Below are 21,360 nucleotides of genomic sequence, written 5' to 3' on the forward strand. Positions count from 1 at the left end.
TCTCTAACCCCCTTCCTCAAGACCCACGAAAAATTTCATCCACGCCAGAACCCTCGATTCAGGCGCCCTCCAGCCCTGTCCGCAATTTTTCTTGAACGACTCTCCAATAAGTTGGCAGCTCGATTGCATATGCTTGTATGTACAAGTAAAGACGTATGCGTATGAGTCGCTCGAGACTCTCCGCAGCGTCCACTGATTCGCTTGTCGCGCATCGAAGCGCACAGGCTGCTTGCCCACTGCCAGGGTTGGTTTGAATTGATCGCTGAGGAGTCTTTTTCGTGACTGACAATAAGCCTACAAAGTTTCGCAACGTTGAGATCCGCGCTGCCCGCGGCAACAAGCTGACCGCCAAGAGCTGGCTGACCGAAGCGCCGCTGCGCATGCTGATGAACAACCTCGACCCGGAAGTCGCCGAGAACCCGAAAGAACTGGTGGTTTACGGTGGTATCGGTCGCGCCGCGCGTAACTGGGAGTGCTACGACAAGATCGTCGAAAGCCTGACCAACCTGAATGACGACGAGACCCTGCTGGTGCAATCCGGCAAGCCGGTCGGCGTGTTCAAGACTCACAGCAATGCCCCGCGTGTACTGATCGCCAACTCCAACCTCGTCCCGCACTGGGCGAGCTGGGAGCACTTCAACGAACTCGACGCCAAAGGCCTGGCCATGTACGGCCAGATGACCGCCGGCAGCTGGATCTACATCGGCAGCCAGGGCATCGTCCAAGGTACTTACGAAACTTTCGTCGAGGCCGGTCGCCAGCACTACAACGACAACCTCACCGGCAAGTGGGTGTTGACCGCTGGCCTCGGTGGCATGGGCGGCGCACAACCTCTGGCGGCAACCCTGGCCGGCGCTTGCTCGCTGAACATCGAATGCCAACAAGTGAGCATCGATTTCCGTCTGAAAAGCCGTTACGTCGACGAGCAAGCCAAAGACCTCGACGACGCACTGGCGCGCATCGACAAATACACCAAGGAAGGCAAGGCGATCTCCATCGCCCTGCTGGGTAACGCCGCAGAAATTCTGCCGGAACTGGTCAAGCGTGGCGTGCGCCCGGACATGGTCACCGACCAGACCAGCGCCCATGACCCGCTCAACGGTTACCTGCCGGCCGGCTGGACCTGGGACGAATACCGCGCTCGCGCCAAGACCGAACCGGCCGCTGTGATCAAAGCCGCCAAGCAGTCGATGGCCGTGCACGTCAAAGCCATGCTGGAATTCCAGAAGCAAGGCATTCCGACCTTCGACTACGGCAACAACATCCGTCAGATGGCCCAGGAAGAAGGCGTCGAAAACGCCTTCGACTTCCCGGGCTTCGTACCGGCTTACATCCGTCCACTGTTCTGCCGTGGCATCGGCCCGTTCCGCTGGGCGGCACTGTCGGGCGATCCGCAAGACATCTACAAAACCGACGCCAAGGTCAAAGAGCTGATCCCGGACGACGCCCATCTGCACAACTGGCTGGACATGGCTCGCGAGCGCATCAGCTTCCAGGGTCTGCCGGCGCGTATCTGCTGGGTTGGCCTGGGCCTGCGCGCCAAGCTCGGTCTGGCCTTCAACGAAATGGTCCGCAGCGGTGAGCTGTCGGCGCCGATCGTGATCGGTCGCGACCACCTCGATTCCGGCTCGGTCGCCAGCCCGAACCGTGAAACCGAATCGATGCAGGACGGTTCCGACGCCGTGTCCGACTGGCCACTGCTCAACGCACTGCTCAACACCGCGAGCGGCGCGACCTGGGTTTCCCTGCACCACGGCGGCGGCGTCGGCATGGGCTTCTCGCAGCACTCGGGCATGGTGATTGTCTGCGACGGTACTGACGACGCGGCCGAGCGCATTGCGCGCGTGCTGCACAACGACCCGGCTACCGGAGTCATGCGTCACGCCGATGCCGGTTACCAGATCGCCATCGACTGCGCCAGGGAACAGGGCCTGAACCTGCCGATGATTACCGGAAAGTAATGCTTTCCCCTGTAGGAGTGAGCCTGCTCGCGATAAGGCCGGCACATTCAGCAAATGTGCTGACTGACCCATCGCAATCGCGAGCAGGCTCACTCCTGCAAAAGCCAAAAAGAACAAAACCCGGAACAATCCACAGAGGTTGAATCATGGCTGTCAACACCGATCGTGCAGGCAACAAACCGTTGATCGAAAGGCGTTCGATCGACTACATCCCGGAAGCGGAAAGACACGGTCGTCTGTTTAGCCAGTTCACCCTGTGGATGGGCGCCAACCTGCAGATCACCGCGATTGTCACCGGGGCCTTGGCCGTGGTGCTGGGCGGTGATGTGTTCTGGTCGTTGATCGGTCTGTTGATCGGTCAACTGCTCGGCGGCGGGGTGATGGCGCTGCATGCCGCGCAAGGACCGAAACTGGGCCTGCCGCAGATGATTTCCAGCCGCGTGCAGTTTGGCGTTTACGGCGCGGCAATCCCGATCGTGCTGGTGTGCCTGATGTACCTGGGCTTCACCGCGACGGGCACGGTACTTTCCGGCCAGGCGCTGGGTCAGTTGTTTAACGTCAGCGACAGCGTCGGCATCCTGATTTTTGCCAGCGTCATCGTGCTGGTCACGGTGCTCGGCTATCGGGTGATCCACTGGATCGGCCGTGTTGCCAGCGTGATTGGCGTGATCGCTTTCGTCTTCCTGTTCTGGCGTCTGATGAGCCAGACCGACGTCGGTGCACTTCTGCAAATCCGTCATTTCAGCTGGAGCAGCTTCCTCCTCGCGGTGTCGCTCGCGGCCTCTTGGCAGATCGCTTTCGGCCCCTACGTGGCTGACTATTCCCGTTACCTGCCGAGCAACACCTCGGCGGTCAAAACCTTCTTTGCTGCCGGTGCCGGTTCAGTGGTCGGCGCGCAAGTGGCGATGATCCTCGGTGTGTTCGCCGCAGCTTCAGCCAACGGCCAGTTCGCCGGTCACGAAGTTGCCTACATCGTCGGCCTGGGCGGCACCGGTGCCACCGCCGCGCTGCTGTACTTCAGCATCGCGTTCGGCAAGGTGACCATCTCGACGCTGAACTCCTACGGCAGCTTCATGTGCATCGCGACCATCATCAGTGGTTTCAAAGGCCATCTGACGGTTACCCGGATGCAGCGTCTGGTGTTCGTGCTGGTGATCGTCGGTGCGGCGACCCTGATCGCGCTGCTCGGCCAGCACTCGTTCCTCGGTGCGTTCAAGTCTTTCATCCTGTTCCTGCTCGCGTTCTTCACTCCGTGGAGCGCGATCAACCTGGTGGATTACTACTGCATCACCCGTGAGCGTTACGACGTACCGGCACTGGCCGATCCGAATGGCCGTTACGGTCGCTGGAACCTGCTCGGCATCAGCGTCTATGTGTTCGGCGTGCTGGTGCAGCTGCCGTTCATCTCCACCAAGTTCTACACCGGCCCGCTGGTGGCTGCCCTCGGTGACGTGGATATTTCCTGGATCATCGGTCTGGTGCTGCCGGCCGTCGTCTACTACGTGTGCGCGAAAAAATGGCACAGCGCGGTACCCGATCAACTGATTCTGCCGGTCGAGCAGAACAGCGTTGTACAACCTAAAACAAGCGGGGCCGGTCGCGCTGCGGCGCAGGCCTGATTTGGACGTGGACAGGGCTGGATGCCTCTTGACTGCCGTAAGCCAATTCATGATTAGGAGCGTCACAACAATGAAATCGAACAAGACCCTGCTGACCACATTGCTGTCCATGGGCCTGTTGGCCAGTGCCGGTGCGACGCAAGCCGCCGGCTGGTGCGAATCGGGCAAACCGGTGAAGTTCGCCGGTCTGAACTGGGAAAGCGGCATGCTGCTGACCGATGTCCTGCAAGTGGTGCTGGAGAAAGGTTACGACTGCAAGACCGACAGCCTGCCGGGTAACTCCATCACCATGGAAAACGCCCTGAGCAGCAACGATATTCAAGTGTTCGCCGAAGAGTGGGTCGGCCGCAGCGAGGTCTGGAACAAGGCCGAGAAGGCCGGCAAGGTCGTCGGTGTCGGCGCTCCGGTCGTCGGCGCGGTGGAAGGCTGGTACGTGCCGCGTTACGTGATCGAAGGCGACGCCAAGCGCAAGCTTGAGCCGAAAGCCCCTGACCTGAAAAACATCGCTGACCTGGGCAAATACGCCGCCGTGTTCAAGGACGCTGAAGAGCCGTCCAAGGGCCGTTTCTACAACTGCCCGGCCGGCTGGACCTGCGAGCTGGATAACAGCGAAATGCTGAAAAGCTATGGCCTCGAAAGCAGCTACACCAACTTCCGTCCGGGCACAGGCCCGGCGCTGGATGCGGCGGTGCTGTCGAGCTACAAGCGTGGCGAGCCGATCCTGTTTTACTACTGGTCGCCAACCCCGCTGATGGGCCAGGTGGATCTGGTCAAACTCGAAGAAAAACCGGGCGTCGACAAGACCGTAAGCATCAAGGTCGGCCTGTCGAAAACCTTCCACGACGAAGCCCCGGAACTGGTCGCCGTGCTGGAAAAGGTCAACCTGCCGATCGACTTGCTGAACCAGAACCTGGGCCGCATGGCCAAGGAACGTATCGAGTCGCCAAAACTGGCGAAAATCTTCCTCAAGGAACATCCTGAGGTCTGGCATGCGTGGGTCAGTGAAGACGCTGCCAGGAAAATCGACGCGGCGCTGTAGGTCGATACCTCCCGGTCAACCGTGAGGCTGGCCGGGAGATATGCCGTAAACGCTTGATTGAGATTTCTGATTGAGAGCCGCTTATGTTTCCCGAAAGCTTTACCTTTTCCATCGCCGACTGGGTCAACGGTTGGGTCGATTCACTGGTGACCAACTACGGTGATGTGTTCCGCCACATCTCCGACACGCTGCTGTGGGCCATCGTCAATCTTGAAGGCCTGCTGCGTGCGGCACCGTGGTGGTTGATGCTGGCCATCGTCGGTGTGGTTGCCTGGCATGCCACGCGTAAAGTCGTGACCACGGCGGTCATCGTCGGTCTGTTGTTCCTGGTCGGCGCCGTTGGCTTGTGGGACAAGCTCATGCAGACCCTAGCGCTGATGATGGTCGCGACGATCATTTCGGTGCTGATCGGCATTCCGCTGGGGATTCTCTCGGCGCGCAGCAATCGCCTGCGTTCGGTGCTGATGCCGCTGCTCGACATCATGCAAACCATGCCAAGTTTCGTGTACCTGATCCCGGTGCTGATGCTGTTCGGTCTGGGCAAGGTCCCGGCGATTTTCGCTACCGTTATCTATGCTGCGCCACCGCTGATTCGCCTGACTGATCTGGGCATTCGCCAGGTTGACGGCGAAGTGATGGAAGCGATCAATGCGTTCGGCGCCAACCGCTGGCAGCAACTGTTCGGCGTGCAACTGCCGCTGGCCCTGCCGAGCATCATGGCCGGGATCAACCAGACCACCATGATGGCCCTGTCGATGGTGGTGATCGCCTCGATGATCGGTGCCCGGGGGCTTGGTGAAGATGTGCTGGTGGGGATTCAGACCCTCAACGTCGGACGGGGCCTCGAGGCCGGTCTGGCGATCGTGATTCTCGCAGTGGTCATCGACCGCATTACTCAGGCGTACGGTCGGCCACGGCATGAGGTGAGCAAATGAGCAACGCAACCGTGAGCAAGATCGAAGTCAAAAACGTCTTCAAGATTTTCGGCAACCGCGCCAAGGATGCACTGGCCATGGTCGGCCAGGGCAAGACCAAGGATCAGGTGCTGAGCGAGACCGGTTGCGTGGTCGGCGTTAACGACCTGTCGCTGAGCATCGGCACCGGCGAAATCTTCGTGATCATGGGCCTGTCCGGCTCGGGAAAATCGACGCTGGTGCGCCACTTCAATCGCCTGATCGACCCGACCAGCGGTGCGATCCTCGTCGACGGCGTCGACATCCTGCAATACGACATGGACGCCCTGCGCGAATTTCGCCGGCACAAGATCAGCATGGTGTTCCAGAGCTTTGGTCTGCTGCCGCACAAAACCGTACTCGACAACGTCGCCTACGGCCTGAAAGTGCGTGGCGAGAGCAAGCAAATGTGCGCGGAACGCGCGCTGCACTGGATCAACACCGTCGGCCTCAAAGGCTACGAAAACAAATACCCGCACCAGCTCTCTGGCGGCATGCGTCAGCGTGTCGGTTTGGCCCGCGCTTTGGCGGCGGACACCGACATCATCCTCATGGATGAGGCGTTCAGTGCCCTGGATCCGCTGATCCGCGCCGAGATGCAGGACCAGTTGCTGGAGCTGCAAAAGACCCTGCACAAGACCATCGTCTTCATCACCCATGACCTAGACGAGGCGGTGCGTATCGGCAACCGCATTGCGATTCTCAAGGATGGCCGGCTGATTCAGGTCGGCACGCCGAGAGAGATTCTGCATTCGCCGGCGGATGAGTATGTTGACCGGTTCGTGCAGCGGCGGGCGGCGGTGGTCTGACGCTCGTTCCCACGCTCTGCGTGGGAATGCATCCCGTGACGCTCCGCGTCACCCTGCACAGAGCAGAAGTCGGGACGCGGAGCGTCCCAGGCGGCATTCCCACGCAGAGCGTGGGAACGATCTTGTTCAAGAGGTTTTTTAGATGTCCCAGGCTGAAAAAATCATTATCACCGGTGCCCCTCTGCGCTGGCAGGACGTGGTCGCCGTCGCCCGTCACGGTGCGCTTCTCGAGCTGTCCAGCGACACCTGGGCGCGCATCGAAAACGCCCAAGGCATCGTCCAGCGCATCGTCGAAAGCGGCGAGCGCGCCTATGGCGTCAATACCGGCCTGGGCGGTTTGTCCAACGTTTCCCTGAAAGACGAACAACTCAGCCAGCTCTCGCGCAACACCTTGCTCAGCCATGCCTGCGGCGTCGGTCCGGTACTCGCCGACGAGCAGACCCGCGCGATCATCTGCGCAGCGATTCACAACTACAGCCACGGCAAATCCGGCATCCACCGTCGGGTCGTCGAAGCGCTGCTGGCGCTGCTCAATCGCGGCATTACCCCGCAAGTGCCGTCGCAAGGTTCGGTGGGTTATCTGACGCACATGGCACACATCGGCATCGCGCTGCTTGGCGTCGGCAATGTCAGCTATCGCGGCCAGATCACCTCGGCGCAACAGGCGCTGGCCGAAGAAGGCCTGCAACCCGTGCAACTCGGCGCGAAGGACGGTTTGTGCCTGGTCAACGGCACGCCGTGCATGACCGGTCTCAGCTGTCTGGCGATTGCTGATGCGACACGATTGGTGCAGTGGGCTGATGTGATCGGTGCGATGAGTTTCGAAGCGCAGCGCGGTCAGATCGACGCGTTCGATGCCGAGATCATCGCGCTGAAACCACATCCGGGCATGCAGCAAGTCGGGATCAATTTGCGTGCGTTGCTCGACGGCAGTGAAGTGATCGCGTCGAGCAAAGGCATTCGCACTCAGGATGCGCTGAGTATCCGCTCGATCCCGCAGGTGCACGGCGCCGCGCGGGATCAACTGGAACATGCGATCAAACAGGTCGAAGCCGAACTTAACGGCTGCACCGACAACCCGCTGTTGCTCGGCACACCGGACAATTTCCGGGTGATGTCGCAAGCCAACCCGCACGGCCAATCGGTGGCGATGGCGGCGGATTTGCTGGCGATTGCCATGGCCGAAATCGGCTCGATCGCCGAGCGTCGTCTTGATCGTCTGGTCAATCCACACGTCAGCGGTCTGCCAGCGTTTCTGGTGGCCAATCCCGGGGTGAACTCGGGGATGATGATCGTCCAGTACGTCGCTGCGTCGCTGTGTGCGGAGAACCGCCAATTGGCGCAACCGGCGGTGCTCGACAACTACATCACCTCGGGCCTGCAGGAAGATCACTTGAGCATGGGCACCAACGCCGCGCTGAAGCTGCATCGTGCGCTGGAAAACTGCACGCAGATTCTCGCCATCGAATATCTGCTGGCGGCGCAGGCGTTTGAATTCCTCAAGGAACAGCGCTTTGGCGCGGGCACTGACCGCGCGTGGCGACTGCTGCGCGAAACGGTTCCTGCCTACGACCAGGATCGCTGGCTGGCGCCGGATATCGCCGCCGCCGCGAACGTTTTGAAAAACCCGAATTCGCTGCACAACGTATTACCGAATTTGCACTGAAAAATACCCACGCCAGCGTGCCAAGGCGCGACTCCCCAAAAGGCGAGACGCGACGGACAACGGACATCTCCGGAGCGTCTGGCGAGTTAATAACAAACTCTCAAAAGGAGCACAAAATGACTGCGCTGAACCTGATTCCCGGCCAACTGAGCCTGGCCCAACTGCGTGATGTCTACCAGAACCCGGTCAAGCTGAGCCTCGACAACAGCGCCTCGGCGCAGATCGAAGCCAGCGTCGCCTGCGTCGAGCAGATCCTCGCCGAGAATCGCACCGCTTACGGCATCAACACCGGTTTCGGCCTGCTGGCCTCGACGCGCATCGCCAGCGAAGACCTGGAAAACCTCCAGCGCTCGCTGGTGTTGTCCCACGCCGCCGGTGTTGGCCAGCCGATCAGCGATGAGCTGGTGCGGCTGATCATGGTGCTCAAGGTCAACAGCCTCAGCCGTGGTTTCTCCGGCATCCGTCGTGTGGTGATTGATGCGCTGATCGCCCTGATCAATGCCGAGGTCTATCCGCACATTCCGCTGAAAGGTTCGGTAGGTGCATCGGGTGATCTCGCGCCATTGGCGCACATGTCGCTGGTGCTGCTGGGTGAAGGCAAGGCGCGCTACAAGGGTGAGTGGATGGAAGCCACCGAAGCGCTGAAAGTGGCTGGCCTGACCCCGCTGACGCTGGCGGCGAAAGAAGGTCTGGCGCTGCTCAACGGTACTCAGGTTTCCACCGCGTTCGCCCTGCGTGGTCTGTTTGAAGGTGAAGACCTGTTTGCCGGTGCCTTGGCGTTGGGCGGTCTGACGGTTGAAGCCGTTTTGGGTTCGCGTTCGCCGTTCGATGCACGCATTCATGCGGCGCGTGGCCAGAAAGGGCAGATCGATGCGGCTGCTGCTTATCGTGATCTGCTCGGTGAGCGCAGCGAAGTCTCTGACTCGCACCAGAACTGCGAGAAGGTGCAGGATCCGTACTCGCTACGTTGCCAGCCGCAAGTCATGGGCGCTTGCCTGACCCAGTTCCGTCAGGCTGCTGAAGTGCTGGCCGTTGAAGCCAACGCCGTTTCCGACAACCCATTGGTCTTCGCCGCTGAAGGCGACGTGATTTCCGGCGGTAACTTCCACGCCGAACCGGTGGCCATGGCCGCTGACAACATGGCCCTGGCTATCGCCGAAATCGGCTCGCTGAGCGAGCGCCGCATCTCGCTGATGATGGACAAGCACATGTCCCAGCTGCCGCCGTTCCTCGTCGCCAATGGCGGCGTGAACTCCGGTTTCATGATTGCTCAAGTAACTGCGGCGGCACTGGCCAGCGAAAACAAGGCGTTGTCCCATCCGCATTCGGTGGACAGTCTGCCGACCTCGGCTAACCAGGAAGACCACGTGTCGATGGCCCCGGCGGCCGGCAAACGTCTGTGGGAAATGGCTGAAAATACTCGCGGCATTCTCGCGGTGGAATGGCTGGCGGCGGTGCAGGGGCTGGATCTGCGCAACGGTCTGAAGACCTCGGCGAAGCTGGAACAGGCGCGGGCGATTTTGCGTAAGGAAGTGCCGTTTTATGAGAAGGACCGGTTTTTTGCTCCGGACATCAATGCGGCGACTGAACTGTTGGCTTCGCGGTGTTTGACCGAGCTGGTTTCGGCAAAGCTTTTGCCTAGTTTGTAAGTGGACTGTCAGGGGGATTTTTGTTGTTCGAGACATTGATCCCCCTCACCCCAGCCCCTCTCCCCCAGGGGGGAGAGGGGGGAAGGGAGCCGATCTTCGTGGTTTTCAGAACCTGAGTTCGGCTCAAAATTTTCAGGTCGATGTACCTCGACAGAACAACACGGTCAGTCCCCTCTCCCTCCGGGAGAGGGCTAGGGTGAGGGGCTTTTCAAGACCACCCACCAAACCAACCCCAACGGAGGCCAACAGTGAAAACCCTCTGGCAACACTGCCACGTCGCAACCATGGCGCAAGGCGTCTACTCGATCATCGAGGATGCGGCCATCGTGACGTCCGGTGCGCTCATCGAGTGGATCGGCCCGCGCAATCAATTGCCCTCCGGTGAATACCCGGCGGTCAATGACCTGCAAGGCGCGTGGGTCACCCCCGGCCTGATCGACTGCCACACCCACACGGTGTTCGGCGGTAACCGCAGTGGCGAATTTGAAAAGCGCCTGCAAGGCGTCAGCTACGCCGAGATCGCAGCCTCCGGTGGTGGCATCGCCAGCACCGTGCGCGCGACGCGCGAAGCGACTGAAGACGAGCTGTTCGCCAGCGCCGCCAAGCGCCTGAAAAGCCTGATGCGCGACGGCGTGACCACAGTCGAGATGAAATCCGGCTACGGCCTCGATCTGGCCAATGAACGCAAGATCCTCCGGGTCATCCGTCGCCTGTCCAAAGAGCTGCCGATCAGCGTGCGCAGCACTTGTCTGGCTGCCCACGCGTTGCCACCGGAGTACAAGGATCGCGCCGACGATTACATCGATCTGATTTGCTCCGAGATGCTCCCGGCCCTAGCGGCTGAAGGTCTGGTCGACGCCGTGGATGCCTTCTGCGAATACCTGGCGTTCTCGCCAGAGCAAGTCGAGCGCGTGTTCATCGCCGCGCAAAAACTTGGTCTGCCGGTGAAGCTGCACGCCGAGCAATTGTCGTCGCTGCACGGCTCCAGTCTTGCTGCTCGATACAAGGCGTTGTCCGCCGATCATCTGGAGTTCATGGACGAGGCCGACGCCATCGCCATGGCTGAGTCCGACACCGTCGCCGTGCTGCTGCCAGGCGCGTTCTACTTCCTGCGTGAGACCCAGTTGCCGCCAATGGACGCCTTGCGCAAGCATCGCGTGAAAATCGCCATTGCCAGCGACCTCAACCCCGGCACCTCGCCGGCGCTGTCATTGCGGCTGATGCTGAACATGGCCTGCACGTGCTTCCGCATGACTCCGGAAGAAGCCCTGGCCGGCGCGACGATTCACGCTGCGCAAGCGCTGGGCATGGCGGCTAGCCACGGTTCGCTGGAAGTCGGCAAGGTCGCGGATTTCGTTGCCTGGCACATCGATCGTCCGGCGGACCTGGCCTATTGGCTCGGCGGTGATCTGGACAAACGCGTCGTGCGTCACGGCGTCGAATCAAGTCTGTAGGAGAGCGGTTGTGGATAAGGTTCTGAACTTCAAACAAGGTCGCGTGCCGCTGCTGATCAGCATGCCCCATGCCGGTGTGCGCCTGACCCCAGCGGTGGACGCCGGGTTGATCGCCGATGCGAAAAGCCTTCCGGACACTGACTGGCATATCCCCCAGCTTTACGACTTCGCCGAAGAACTGGGCGCCAGCACGTTGGCCGCAGAGTACTCACGGTTTGTCATCGATTTGAACCGGCCCTCCGACGACAAACCGCTGTACGCCGGCGCCACCACCGGACTGTACCCGGCGACGCTGTTCGATGGCATTCCGTTGTTCCGCGAAGGGCACGAGCCGTCGAAACAAGAGCGCGCAACTTACCTTGAGCAAATCTGGACACCGTATCACCGCACGCTTCAGGAAGAGCTGGCGCGGTTGAAAGCCGAATTCGGTTACGCGCTATTGTTCGATGCGCACTCGATCCGTTCGATCATCCCGCACCTGTTCGACGGCAAACTGCCGGACTTCAATCTCGGCACTTTCAATGGCGCCAGTTGCGATTCGCAGTTGGCGACGCAACTGGAAGCGATCTGCGCACGCCACGGCAATTACAGCCACGTGCTCAACGGCCGCTTCAAGGGCGGCCACATCACCCGCCATTACGGCAACCCGGCGCAGAACATCCACGCGGTGCAACTGGAATTGTGCCAGAGCACCTACATGGAAGAGTTCGAACCGTTCCGCTATCGCGCCGATCTGGCCGAACCGACGCAAGTAGTGCTCAAGCAACTGCTGCAAGGCTATCTGGCGTGGGCAAAGTCTCACTACGCCGCGTAACCCCTGTGGGAGCGAGCCTGCTCGCGAAGGCGTCCGTTCAGCCAACATCTACGTTGAATGACACACCGCATTCGCGAGCAGGCTCGCTCCCACAGGATGGTGTCCAGCCTGCGAAGTTTACGGCTGACAAACGGTGACTGCTCTGGAGCATGCTCATTGACGTAAATCGGGTTTATGATGCCCAACGGCAGAATAATAGAAGTCCCCCCAGGGATGACCTCGACCCCTTACGGAGCGCGCAATGCAGACTTTGTTTCCGCAGATCAAACCTCACGCCCGGCACGATCTGGCTGTCGATGACACCCATACGCTGTACGTCGACGAAAGCGGCTCACCGGAGGGTTTGCCGGTTGTGTTCATTCATGGCGGCCCCGGCGCCGGTTGCGACGCGCAAAGCCGTCGCTATTTCGATCCGAACCTCTATCGCATCGTTACCTTCGACCAGCGCGGCTGCGGACGCTCCACGCCGCATGCCAGCCTCGAGAACAACACCACCTGGGATCTGGTCGCCGACCTTGAGCGCATCCGCAAACACTTGGGCATCGATAAATGGGTGCTGTTTGGCGGCTCGTGGGGTTCGACCCTGGCGCTGGCTTATGCGCAGACACACCCTGAGCGTGTACACGGGCTGATCCTGCGTGGGATCTTTCTCTGCCGTCCGCAGGAAATCGAGTGGTTCTATCAGGCCGGTGCCAGCCGACTGTTCCCCGATTACTGGCAGGACTACATCGCGCCGATTCCGCTGGACGAGCGCGACGATCTGCTCAGCGCCTTCCACAAGCGCCTGACCGGCAACGACCAGATCGCCCAGATGCACGCCGCCAAAGCCTGGTCGACCTGGGAAGGGCGCACCGCGACCCTGCGGCCGAACCCGCTGGTGGTTGATCGTTTCTCCGAGCCGCAGCGCGCGCTGTCGATCGCGCGGATCGAATGCCACTACTTCACCAACAACGCCTTCCTTGAGCCGAACCAGCTGATTCGCGACATGGGCAAGATCGCTCATCTGCCGGGCGTGATAATTCACGGTCGTTACGATGTGATCTGCCCGCTCGACAATGCCTGGGAATTGCATCAAGCGTGGCCGAACAGCGAACTGCAGGTGATCCGCGACGCCGGTCACGCGGCCTCTGAACCGGGCATCACCGATGCACTGGTGCGCGCGGCGGGCAACATGGCCCGGCGCCTGCTCGACCTGCCGCCCGAAGAAGCATGAAGGGGCTTTTACAGCGCGTTCGCGGTGCGCGGGTCGAAGTCGCGGGTGAGGTGGTAGGCGCGGTAGATCACGGTTTGCTGGTGCTGGTGGCGGTCGAACCCGACGACACGCGTACCAGCGCCGACAAACTTCTGCATAAACTGCTTAACTATCGGGTATTCAGTGATGCGGAGGGCAAGATGAACTTGTCCCTCGCCGATGTCGGTGGCGGGTTGCTGCTGGTCTCGCAGTTCACCCTCGCGGCCGACACCAAAAGCGGGTTGCGCCCGAGCTTTTCGACGGCCGCGCCTCCCGCCTTGGGCGAGGAATTGTTCGACTATCTATTAAGCAGTGCGAAACAGGTGCATGGCACTGTGGCATCAGGTAGATTCGGCGCCGATATGCAGGTGCATTTGGTCAACGATGGCCCGGTTACCTTTTTGTTACAGACCTGAAAGCGCTTGAAACACCTTTTTGGGAAATTTCGACTGTTTTTAGGGTGTTTTCGCGATAAATACTTTGTTACCCCTGATGCGTTGTCATGCGGGCTACTAGATAATCGCGCGCACTGGGATCAGCGTTCGCTGATCCATTTTCACTTAGGTAGAGACTTGTCCGGATCCGATTGGGGAATCATTTTGCCCCAGCGGAGTCGGAACAATGCTCGCCAACCTGGCATATAGATAGCTGGCCGTTGGTTTTTTGATCTGTTTTCGGCGAGGGTTGCTCGTGATTGTTAGTCCCTGTAATGCAGCAAAAATGTCTGCCAAACGCATGCGAAGTGCCCTGGTAGCGGGTTCGGCGCTCCTGTGCCTGCTCAGCGCCGGCCAGCTTTGGGCGTTCAATCTTGACGATGTATCGGCGAAGGCTAAAGAACTGGCCGGGCAGAAGTTCGAAGCCCCGCGCAGCAACCTGCCGAACGAATTCCGCGACATGAAGTTCGCGGATTATCAGAAAATCCGCTTCCTCACCGAAAAGGCTGAGTGGGCTGATCAGAAGACCCCGTTCAAACTGTCGTTCTATCACCAGGGTATGCACTTCGATACACCGGTGAAAATCAACGAAATCACGGCGAACACCGTCGAAGAGATCAAATACGATCCGACGCGCTTCGATTTCGGCGACCTGAAATTCGATCCGAAAGCCACCGAACAACTGGGTTATGCCGGTTTCCGTGTGCTGTACCCGATCAACAAGGCTGACAAGCAAGACGAAATCATGACCATGCTCGGCGCGAGTTACTTCCGCGTTGTCGGCAAGGGCCACACCTACGGTCTCTCGGCCCGTGGTCTGGCGATTGATACCGCACTGCCGTCGGGCGAAGAATTCCCGCGTTTCCGCGAGTTCTGGATTCAACAGCCGAAGCCGGGCGACAAGCACCTGGTGATTTTCGCCCTGCTGGATTCGCCGCGCGCCACCGGTGCCTACCGTCTGATCCTGCGTCCGGGCAGCGACACCATTGTCGACGTCAAAGCGCAGATGTTCCTGCGTGACAAGGTTGGCAAACTGGGCATCGCGCCGCTGACCAGCATGTTCCTGTTCGGCGCCAACCAGCCGTCGAAAGTCCTCAACTACCGTCGCGAACTGCATGACTCCAGCGGTCTGTCGATTCATGCCGGCAACGGCGAGTGGATCTGGCGTCCCCTGAACAACCCGAAACACCTGGCCGTGAGCAACTTCAGCGTCGAGAACCCGCGTGGTTTCGGTCTGCTGCAACGTGGCCGCGACTTCAGCCACTACGAAGACCTCGACGACCGCTACGACAAGCGCCCAAGCGCCTGGATCGAGCCGAAGGGCGAGTGGGGCAAAGGCACCGTTGATCTGGTAGAAATTCCAACTGCCGATGAAACCAACGACAACATCGTTGCGTTCTGGAGCCCGGAAAAAATGCCGGAGCCGGGTCAGCCGCTGGACTTCGCTTACCGCATGCACTGGACCATGGACGAAGCGGCGATTCATGCGCCGGACAGCGCCTGGGTATCGCAGACCCTGCGTTCGACCGGTGACGTCAAGCAATCGAACCTGATCCGTCAGCCGGATGGCAGCGTTGCTTACCTGGTCGACTTCGAAGGTCCATCGCTGGCTGCTCTGGCACCGGATGCCGACGTGCGCAGTCAGGTCAGTGTCGGCGATAATGCCGAGCTGGTTGAGAACAGCGTGCGCTACAACCCGGAAACCAAAGGCTGGCGCTTGACCCTGCGGATGAAAATCAAGGACGCGAGCAAGTCGACCGAGATGCGTGCCGCTCTGGTGCAGCCGGTCGTGACCGCTGATCTGGCGAAATCGGTACCGGCGTCCAACTCGTCCGTCGCCAAGGCCGACAAGGTTGCCGCCAAGCAACAAGAGAAAATCGACAGGGAAGCCAAGGCAGCCGAGGCCAAACAGGCCGACGCCAAGCCAGCTGCAGATGCCAAGGACAAGGCCAACAAAGACGCCAAGCAGCCTGTTGCTGCCGACGCGGCCCCAGCCACACCGGAATCGGCACCGACTGAAGAAGTCCTGACCGAGACCTGGAGCTATCAGTTGCCTGCCGATGAGTAACTCTCAAGTACAGCCAGAGACTCTGTCCGAGTATCTGGCGCATCTGCCGATGACCGACGAGCAGCGCGCGGAACTCGCGGGTTGCCAGTCGTTCAGCGAGCTGCATGAACGCCTGTCGTCCTCGACGTTCGACGCCCCTGCCGAGGCCGCCCAGGCTTCGGTGGGCAAGCGCCTGACCCTGAGCACCGCCGAAGAACTTGAAGACGCGGAGATGCTGGTGCTCGACGCCAGTGGTCGCGTCAGCATGAAGGCCACGCCGCCGATCCGTCGGACCAAGGTTGTGCCGGAGCCGTGGCGCACCAATATTCTGGTGCGTGGCTGGCGCCGTATGACCGGCCGCACCAACCCGCCGCAACCGCCGAAAGACGAAAACGTCTTGCCGGCCGCGCGCTGGCGCACCGTCGGTTCGATCCGTCGCTACATCCTGTTGCTGCTGATGCTCGGCCAGACCATCGTTGCCGGCTGGTACATGAAAGGCATCATGCCGTACCAGGGCTGGTCGTTCGTCGATCTCGAAGAAGTCCTGCACCAGCCGCTGCTGCAAACCGCCACGCAAGTGCTGCCGTATGCGCTGCAAACCAGCATCCTGATTCTGTTCGGGATTCTGTTCTGCTGGGTCTCGGCCGGTTTCTGGACCGCGTTGATGGGCTTCCTCGAGTTGCTCACCGGTCACGATAAATACCGTATCTCCGGCAAAAGCGCCGGCAACGAGCCGATTGCCAAAGACGCGCGTACCGCGTTGGTCATGCCGATCTGCAACGAAGACGTACCGCGTGTATTCGCCGGTTTGCGCGCAACGTTCGAATCGGTCGCCGCCACCGGTGATCTGGATCGTTTCGACTTCTTCGTTCTCAGCGACAGTAACGACACCGATATCTGCGTGGCCGAGCAACAGGCCTGGCTGGATGTCTGCCGCGAAGCCAAAGGCTTCGGCAAGATCTTCTACCGTCGCCGTCGCCGTCGCGTAAAACGCAAGAGCGGCAACCTCGATGACTTCTGCCGTCGCTGGGGCGGTGACTACAAGTACATGGTCGTCCTCGACGCCGACTCGGTGATGAGCGGCGAGTGCCTGACCAGTCTGGTGCGCTTGATGGAAGCCACGCCGGACGCAGGGATCATCCAGACCGCGCCGCGTGCGTCGGGCATGGACACCCTGTATGCGCGCATGCAGCAGTTTGCGACCCGCGTTTACGGCCCGCTGTTTACCGCCGGTCTGCACTTCTGGCAGTTGGGTGAATCGCACTACTGGGGTCACAACGCGATCATCCGCATGAAGCCGTTTATCGACCACTGCGCCTTGGCGCCGTTGCCGGGCAAAGGCGCGTTCTCCGGTGCGATTCTGTCTCACGACTTCGTTGAAGCCGCGCTGATGCGCCGTGCCGGTTGGGGCGTGTGGATTGCCTACGACCTGCCGGGCAGCTACGAAGAACTGCCGCCGAACCTGCTCGACGAACTCAAGCGTGACCGTCGCTGGTGCCACGGCAACCTGATGAACTTCCGCCTGTTCCTGGTCAAAGGCATGCACCCGGTGCACCGTGCGGTGTTCCTGACCGGCGTGATGTCGTACCTGTCGGCGCCGTTGTGGTTCTTCTTCCTGGTGCTGTCGACCGCGCTGCTGGCGGTGAACACGCTGATGGAGCCGCAGTACTTCCTCGAACCGCGTCAGCTTTATCCGCTGTGGCCACAATGGCACCCGGACAAGGCGATCGCGCTGTTCTCGACGACCATCGTGCTGCTGTTCCTGCCGAAACTGTTGAGCATCATCCTGATCTGGGCCAAGGGCGCGAAAGAGTTCGGCGGCAAGTTCAAGGTGACCTTGTCGATGCTGCTGGAGATGCTGTTCTCCATGCTGCTGGCGCCGGTGCGGATGATTTTCCACACCCGTTTCGTTCTGGCCGCGTTCCTCGGCTGGGCCGCGACCTGGAATTCCCCGCAGCGTGACGACGACTCGACGCCTTGGAGCGAAGCGGTCAAACGCCACGGCCCGCAGACCCTGCTGGGCTTCTGCTGGGCGCTGCTGGTGATCTGGCTGAACCCGAGCTTCCTCTGGTGGCTGGTGCCGATCGTCGGTTCGCTGATGCTGTCGATCCCGGTATCGGTGATCTCCAGCCGTGTTGGTCTGGGCCTGAAGTCCCGTGACGAGAGCCTGTTCCTCATCCCAGAGGAATACAATCCGCCACAGGCGCTGCTGGCGACCGATCAGTACACCCACGAAAATCGTTACCACGCCCTCAACGACGGCTTTGTCCGCGCGGTGGTCGATCCACAGCAGAACGCTTTGGCGTGCTCGCTGGCGACTTCGCGTCACGGTCAGGCCGAGCCGATCGAGTGGCTGCGTCAGGAACGTGTGCGTCACGCGATCAAGGTTGGCCCGGCCGGGCTGAACAACCATGATCGTCTGCAATTGCTGAGCGACCCTGTGGCACTGGCGCGTTTGCACGAGCAGGTCTGGGCGGAAGGTCACACTGAGTGGCTGGATGCGTGGCGGGCTTCGGTGAAAGCTGATCCGCATGCGCCGCTGCTGCCGTTGCGACCGGTGAGCCTGCAGGCGCAACCGGCCTGATAAAGAAACCCCGTGATGTTGCGGGGTTTTTTTTGGCCTGCTGAAAAGCCCCTCACCCTAGCCCTCTCCCCGAGGGAGAGGGGACCGATTGGGGGATGCTGCAGAGGTACGCCGACCTGATCTTGCTGTGCTGAATCCATAATCGACTCGATCTTTCAGGTCGGCGTATAGCTTGAGACACCTCGGTCGGCCCCCTCTCCCTCCGGGAGAGGGCTGGTGAGGGTCAGCTCTTGATTGTTAAACAAATCGTCCATTAAACCTTGTGCAAAAAAACGAGTGCGTTAGCATCCGTCCCCGAATTGGCGCACCCGGGCTTTTTTGCCTGTCTCTGTTGGTTTTCGCGCCGCACACGCAATGGTTTTGGGGACTTGAAGATGAAGAAGTATCTGTCGATGCTGCTGGTCGGCGTCACGGCACTGGTTGCAGTCAATGCGGCGCAGGCCGGCGCAATCGATGACGCGGTCAAGCGCGGCACGCTGAAAGTCGGTATGGATCCGACCTACATGCCGTTCGAAATGACCAACAAGCGCGGCGAAATCATCGGCTTTGAAGTCGACATCCTCAAAGCCATGTCCAAGGCTATGGGCGTCAAACTGGAACTGGTTTCGACCGGGTACGACGGCATCATCCCGGCGCTGATGACCGACAAGTTCGACATGATCGGCAGCGGCATGACCCTGACTCAGGAACGCAATCTGCGCCTGAACTTCAGCGAACCGTTCATCGTGGTCGGCCAGACCCTGCTGATCCGCAAGGAGCTGGAAGGCACCATCAAGTCGTACAAAGACCTGAACACCGCCGACTACCGCATCACCTCCAAGCTCGGCACCACCGGTGAGATGGTCGCCAAGAAGCTGATCTCCAAAGCCAAGTACCACGGCTACGACAACGAGCAGGAAGCCGTGCTCGACGTGGTCAACGGCAAAGCGGATGCCTTCATCTACGATGCGCCGTACAACGTGGTTGCGGTGACCAAGGTCGGTGCCGGCAAACTGGTGTTCCTCGACAAACCGTTCACCTACGAGCCTTTGGCGTTTGGTCTGAAGAAGGGTGATTACGACAGCCTCAACTTCATCAACAACTTCCTGCACCAGATCCACGAAGACGGCACCTACGATCGCATCCATGACAAGTGGTTCAAGAGCACCGAGTGGCTCAAGGACATGGAATAAGCCCGGTCGCATAGACCGAGTCGCCCCATTCGCGAGCAGGCTCGCTCCCACATTGGAATGCATTCCCCTGTGGGGGCGAGCCTGCTCGCGAAGAGGCCCTCCAGAGCAACACAAAATCCGGAACTTGCAATGAAACATAAAAAAGCCCAATGGCCCTGGCACGTCCTCACCGTGCTGGTGCTGGTCGGCCTGGCTGGCGCGTTGTATTACGCGACGTCGCTGATGTCCTACGAATGGCGCTGGAACCGCGTGCCGCAGTACTTCGCCTATCAGGCTGAAGAAACCCAGCGTGCCACTGACATTTCCACCGTCACCGAACTGGTGCGCAAGGGCAGCAGCGCGCAAGTCACCCTGCGCAACGACGCCGGTGACGAGCAGCACCTGACCGTCGACGAGAACAGCCTGCAATTCGCTCAGGGCGACGATGTGGCTGAAGGCGACGTCGTGGGCGTGACCCGGCATTGGGCGGCAGGACCGCTGCTGTGGGGGCTGTGGACGACACTTTGGCTGTCGGTGGTGTCCGGGATTCTCGGCTTGCTGATCGGTCTGGTCACCGGCCTCTGCCGTCTGTCGAACAACCCGACCCTGCGCGACCTCTCGACGATCTACGTCGAGCTGGTGCGCGGCACGCCGCTGCTGGTGCAGATTTTCATTTTCTACTTCTTCATCGGTACGGTGATGAACCTGTCCCGCGAGTTCGCCGGGATCGCCGCGCTGTCGCTGTTCACCGGTGCGTATGTGGCGGAAATCATCCGTTCCGGCGTGCAATCGATTGCACGTGGCCAGAACGAAGCGGCGCGTTCGCTCGGCTTGAGCGCGGGTCAGTCGATGCGCCATGTGGTGCTGCCGCAAGCGTTCAAACGCGTGCTGCCGCCGCTGGCCGGGCAGTTCATCAGTCTGGTCAAGGACACCTCGCTGGTGTCGGTAATCGCCATCACCGAGCTGCTGAAAAGCGGCCGTGAAGTCATCACCACATCGTTCTCGCCGTTCGAAATCCTGTTCTGCGTCGCCGGTCTGTACCTGTTGATCAACCTGCCGCTGTCGAAAATCGCCAGCCGGCTTGAGCGGAGGCTCGCGCAAAGTGATTGAAGTCCGCGATCTGGTAAAAGTCTTCGACACCCGTGGGCAAGTGGTGCGCGCGGTGGATAACGTCAGTACCACGGTGGCCAAGGGCGAAGTGCTGGTAGTGATCGGCCCGTCCGGTTCCGGCAAGTCGACCTTCCTGCGTTGCCTCAATGGCCTGGAAGAATTCGATTCCGGTTCGGTGAGCATCGACGGCCTGCAACTGGCCGACCCGAAAACCGACGTCAACGCCTACCGCCGCGAAGTCGGCATGGTCTTTCAGCACTTCAACCTGTTCCCGCACATGACCGTGCTGGAAAACCTCTGTCTGGCGCAGAAAGTCGTGCGCAAGCGCGGCAAGCAAGAGCGCGAAGCCAAGGCGATGGAATTGCTTAAAAAGGTCGGGATTGCGCAGAAGGCCAACGAGTTTCCGTCACGCCTGTCCGGCGGTCAGCAACAGCGCGTGGCGATTGCCCGGGCGCTGGCGATGGAGCCGAAGGTCATGCTGTTCGATGAGCCGACCTCGGCGCTCGACCCGGAAATGGTCGGCGAGGTGCTGGACGTGATGAAGAACCTGGCCGTGGAAGGCATGACCATGGTTTGCGTCACCCACGAAATGGGTTTTGCCCGGGAAGTGGCGGATCGAGTGTTGTTCTTCGATCACGGCAAGCTGCTGGAAGATGCGTCCCCGGCGGAGTTCTTCGATGCGCCGAAGGATCCGCGCGCGCAGGCCTTCTTGCGTCAGGTCTTGTAGTACCAGATCGTTCCCACGCTCCGCGTGGGAATGCCGCCCGGGACGCTCCGCGTCCCTTTGTATGCGCGACGCGGAGCGTCGCAGGATGCATTCCCACGCAGAGCGTGGGAAC

General features: G+C 60.5%; 16 protein-coding genes. All 16 read left to right on the top strand.

The annotated features are described in order from the left end of the window. Positions 1–278: 278 nt before the first annotated feature. The 16 genes from hutU (at position 279) to AB4N44_RS19310 (ending at position 21,248) form a co-directional block, all read left to right on the top strand. A complete protein-coding gene (gene hutU / locus AB4N44_RS19235; protein WP_127925509.1) occupies positions 279–1,961 on the top strand; it encodes a urocanate hydratase in 1,683 nt (560 codons plus the stop codon). Positions 1,962–2,107: 146 nt separating this feature from the next. After that, positions 2,108–3,580: a purine-cytosine permease family protein gene (locus AB4N44_RS19240; RefSeq protein WP_150692952.1), complete on the top strand. Its 1,473-nt coding sequence runs from the start codon at positions 2,108–2,110 to the stop codon at positions 3,578–3,580. A 70-nt stretch (positions 3,581–3,650) separates the two neighbouring features. After that, complete coding sequence (locus AB4N44_RS19245; protein WP_095120748.1) at positions 3,651–4,619, top strand: ABC transporter substrate-binding protein; 969 nt, start codon at positions 3,651–3,653, stop codon at positions 4,617–4,619. Between the two features lie 83 nt (positions 4,620–4,702). Continuing rightward, positions 4,703–5,554 carry an ABC transporter permease gene (locus AB4N44_RS19250; protein ID WP_007949591.1) on the top strand — a complete coding sequence of 284 codons (852 nt, stop codon included), beginning with the start codon at positions 4,703–4,705 and terminating at the stop codon, positions 5,552–5,554. After that, positions 5,551–6,381 carry a quaternary amine ABC transporter ATP-binding protein gene (locus AB4N44_RS19255; protein ID WP_064117063.1) on the top strand — a complete coding sequence of 277 codons (831 nt, stop codon included), beginning with the start codon at positions 5,551–5,553 and terminating at the stop codon, positions 6,379–6,381. The genes AB4N44_RS19250 and AB4N44_RS19255 overlap by 4 nt, the downstream gene beginning before the upstream one ends. A gap of 142 nt (positions 6,382–6,523) precedes the next feature. Further along, a complete protein-coding gene (gene hutH / locus AB4N44_RS19260) occupies positions 6,524–8,047 on the top strand; it encodes a histidine ammonia-lyase (protein WP_460107963.1) in 1,524 nt (507 codons plus the stop codon). A gap of 116 nt (positions 8,048–8,163) precedes the next feature. Next, a complete protein-coding gene (gene hutH / locus AB4N44_RS19265; RefSeq protein WP_095047186.1) occupies positions 8,164–9,696 on the top strand; it encodes a histidine ammonia-lyase in 1,533 nt (510 codons plus the stop codon). A 248-nt stretch (positions 9,697–9,944) separates the two neighbouring features. Further along, positions 9,945–11,150, top strand: a complete 1,206-nt coding sequence (gene hutI / locus AB4N44_RS19270) for an imidazolonepropionase (RefSeq protein ID WP_316917485.1) — start codon at positions 9,945–9,947, stop codon at positions 11,148–11,150. A 10-nt stretch (positions 11,151–11,160) separates the two neighbouring features. Next, on the top strand, positions 11,161–11,964 hold the full coding sequence (hutG, locus tag AB4N44_RS19275; RefSeq protein WP_150750160.1) for an N-formylglutamate deformylase: 804 nt from the start codon (positions 11,161–11,163) through the stop codon (positions 11,962–11,964). A gap of 241 nt (positions 11,965–12,205) precedes the next feature. Next, the gene (gene pip, locus AB4N44_RS19280) at positions 12,206–13,177 is read left to right on the top strand and encodes a prolyl aminopeptidase (protein ID WP_008080611.1); all 972 of its coding nucleotides are present in this window, start codon (positions 12,206–12,208) and stop codon (positions 13,175–13,177) included. After that, a complete protein-coding gene (dtd, locus tag AB4N44_RS19285; RefSeq protein ID WP_007909321.1) occupies positions 13,174–13,611 on the top strand; it encodes a D-aminoacyl-tRNA deacylase in 438 nt (145 codons plus the stop codon). Before pip ends, dtd begins: the two co-directional genes overlap by 4 nt. 304 nt (positions 13,612–13,915) lie before the next feature. Beyond that, positions 13,916–15,697, top strand: coding sequence for a glucan biosynthesis protein G (locus AB4N44_RS19290; RefSeq protein WP_174245038.1), 1,782 nt, complete (start codon positions 13,916–13,918; stop codon positions 15,695–15,697). Further along, on the top strand, positions 15,690–18,260 hold the full coding sequence (gene mdoH / locus AB4N44_RS19295; protein WP_316917488.1) for a glucans biosynthesis glucosyltransferase MdoH: 2,571 nt from the start codon (positions 15,690–15,692) through the stop codon (positions 18,258–18,260). The genes AB4N44_RS19290 and mdoH overlap by 8 nt, the downstream gene beginning before the upstream one ends. Positions 18,261–18,634: 374 nt before the next feature. Beyond that, complete coding sequence (locus AB4N44_RS19300) at positions 18,635–19,432, top strand: transporter substrate-binding domain-containing protein (RefSeq protein WP_034152980.1); 798 nt, start codon at positions 18,635–18,637, stop codon at positions 19,430–19,432. Positions 19,433–19,561: 129 nt separating this feature from the next. Then, positions 19,562–20,521: an amino acid ABC transporter permease gene (locus AB4N44_RS19305; protein ID WP_150650004.1), complete on the top strand. Its 960-nt coding sequence runs from the start codon at positions 19,562–19,564 to the stop codon at positions 20,519–20,521. After that, positions 20,514–21,248, top strand: a complete 735-nt coding sequence (locus AB4N44_RS19310) for an amino acid ABC transporter ATP-binding protein (RefSeq protein WP_150750157.1) — start codon at positions 20,514–20,516, stop codon at positions 21,246–21,248. Before AB4N44_RS19305 ends, AB4N44_RS19310 begins: the two co-directional genes overlap by 8 nt. The last annotated feature ends 112 nt before the right edge of the window (positions 21,249–21,360 follow it).

It is taken from the genome of Pseudomonas sp. S3_C06 (assembly GCF_054667675.1).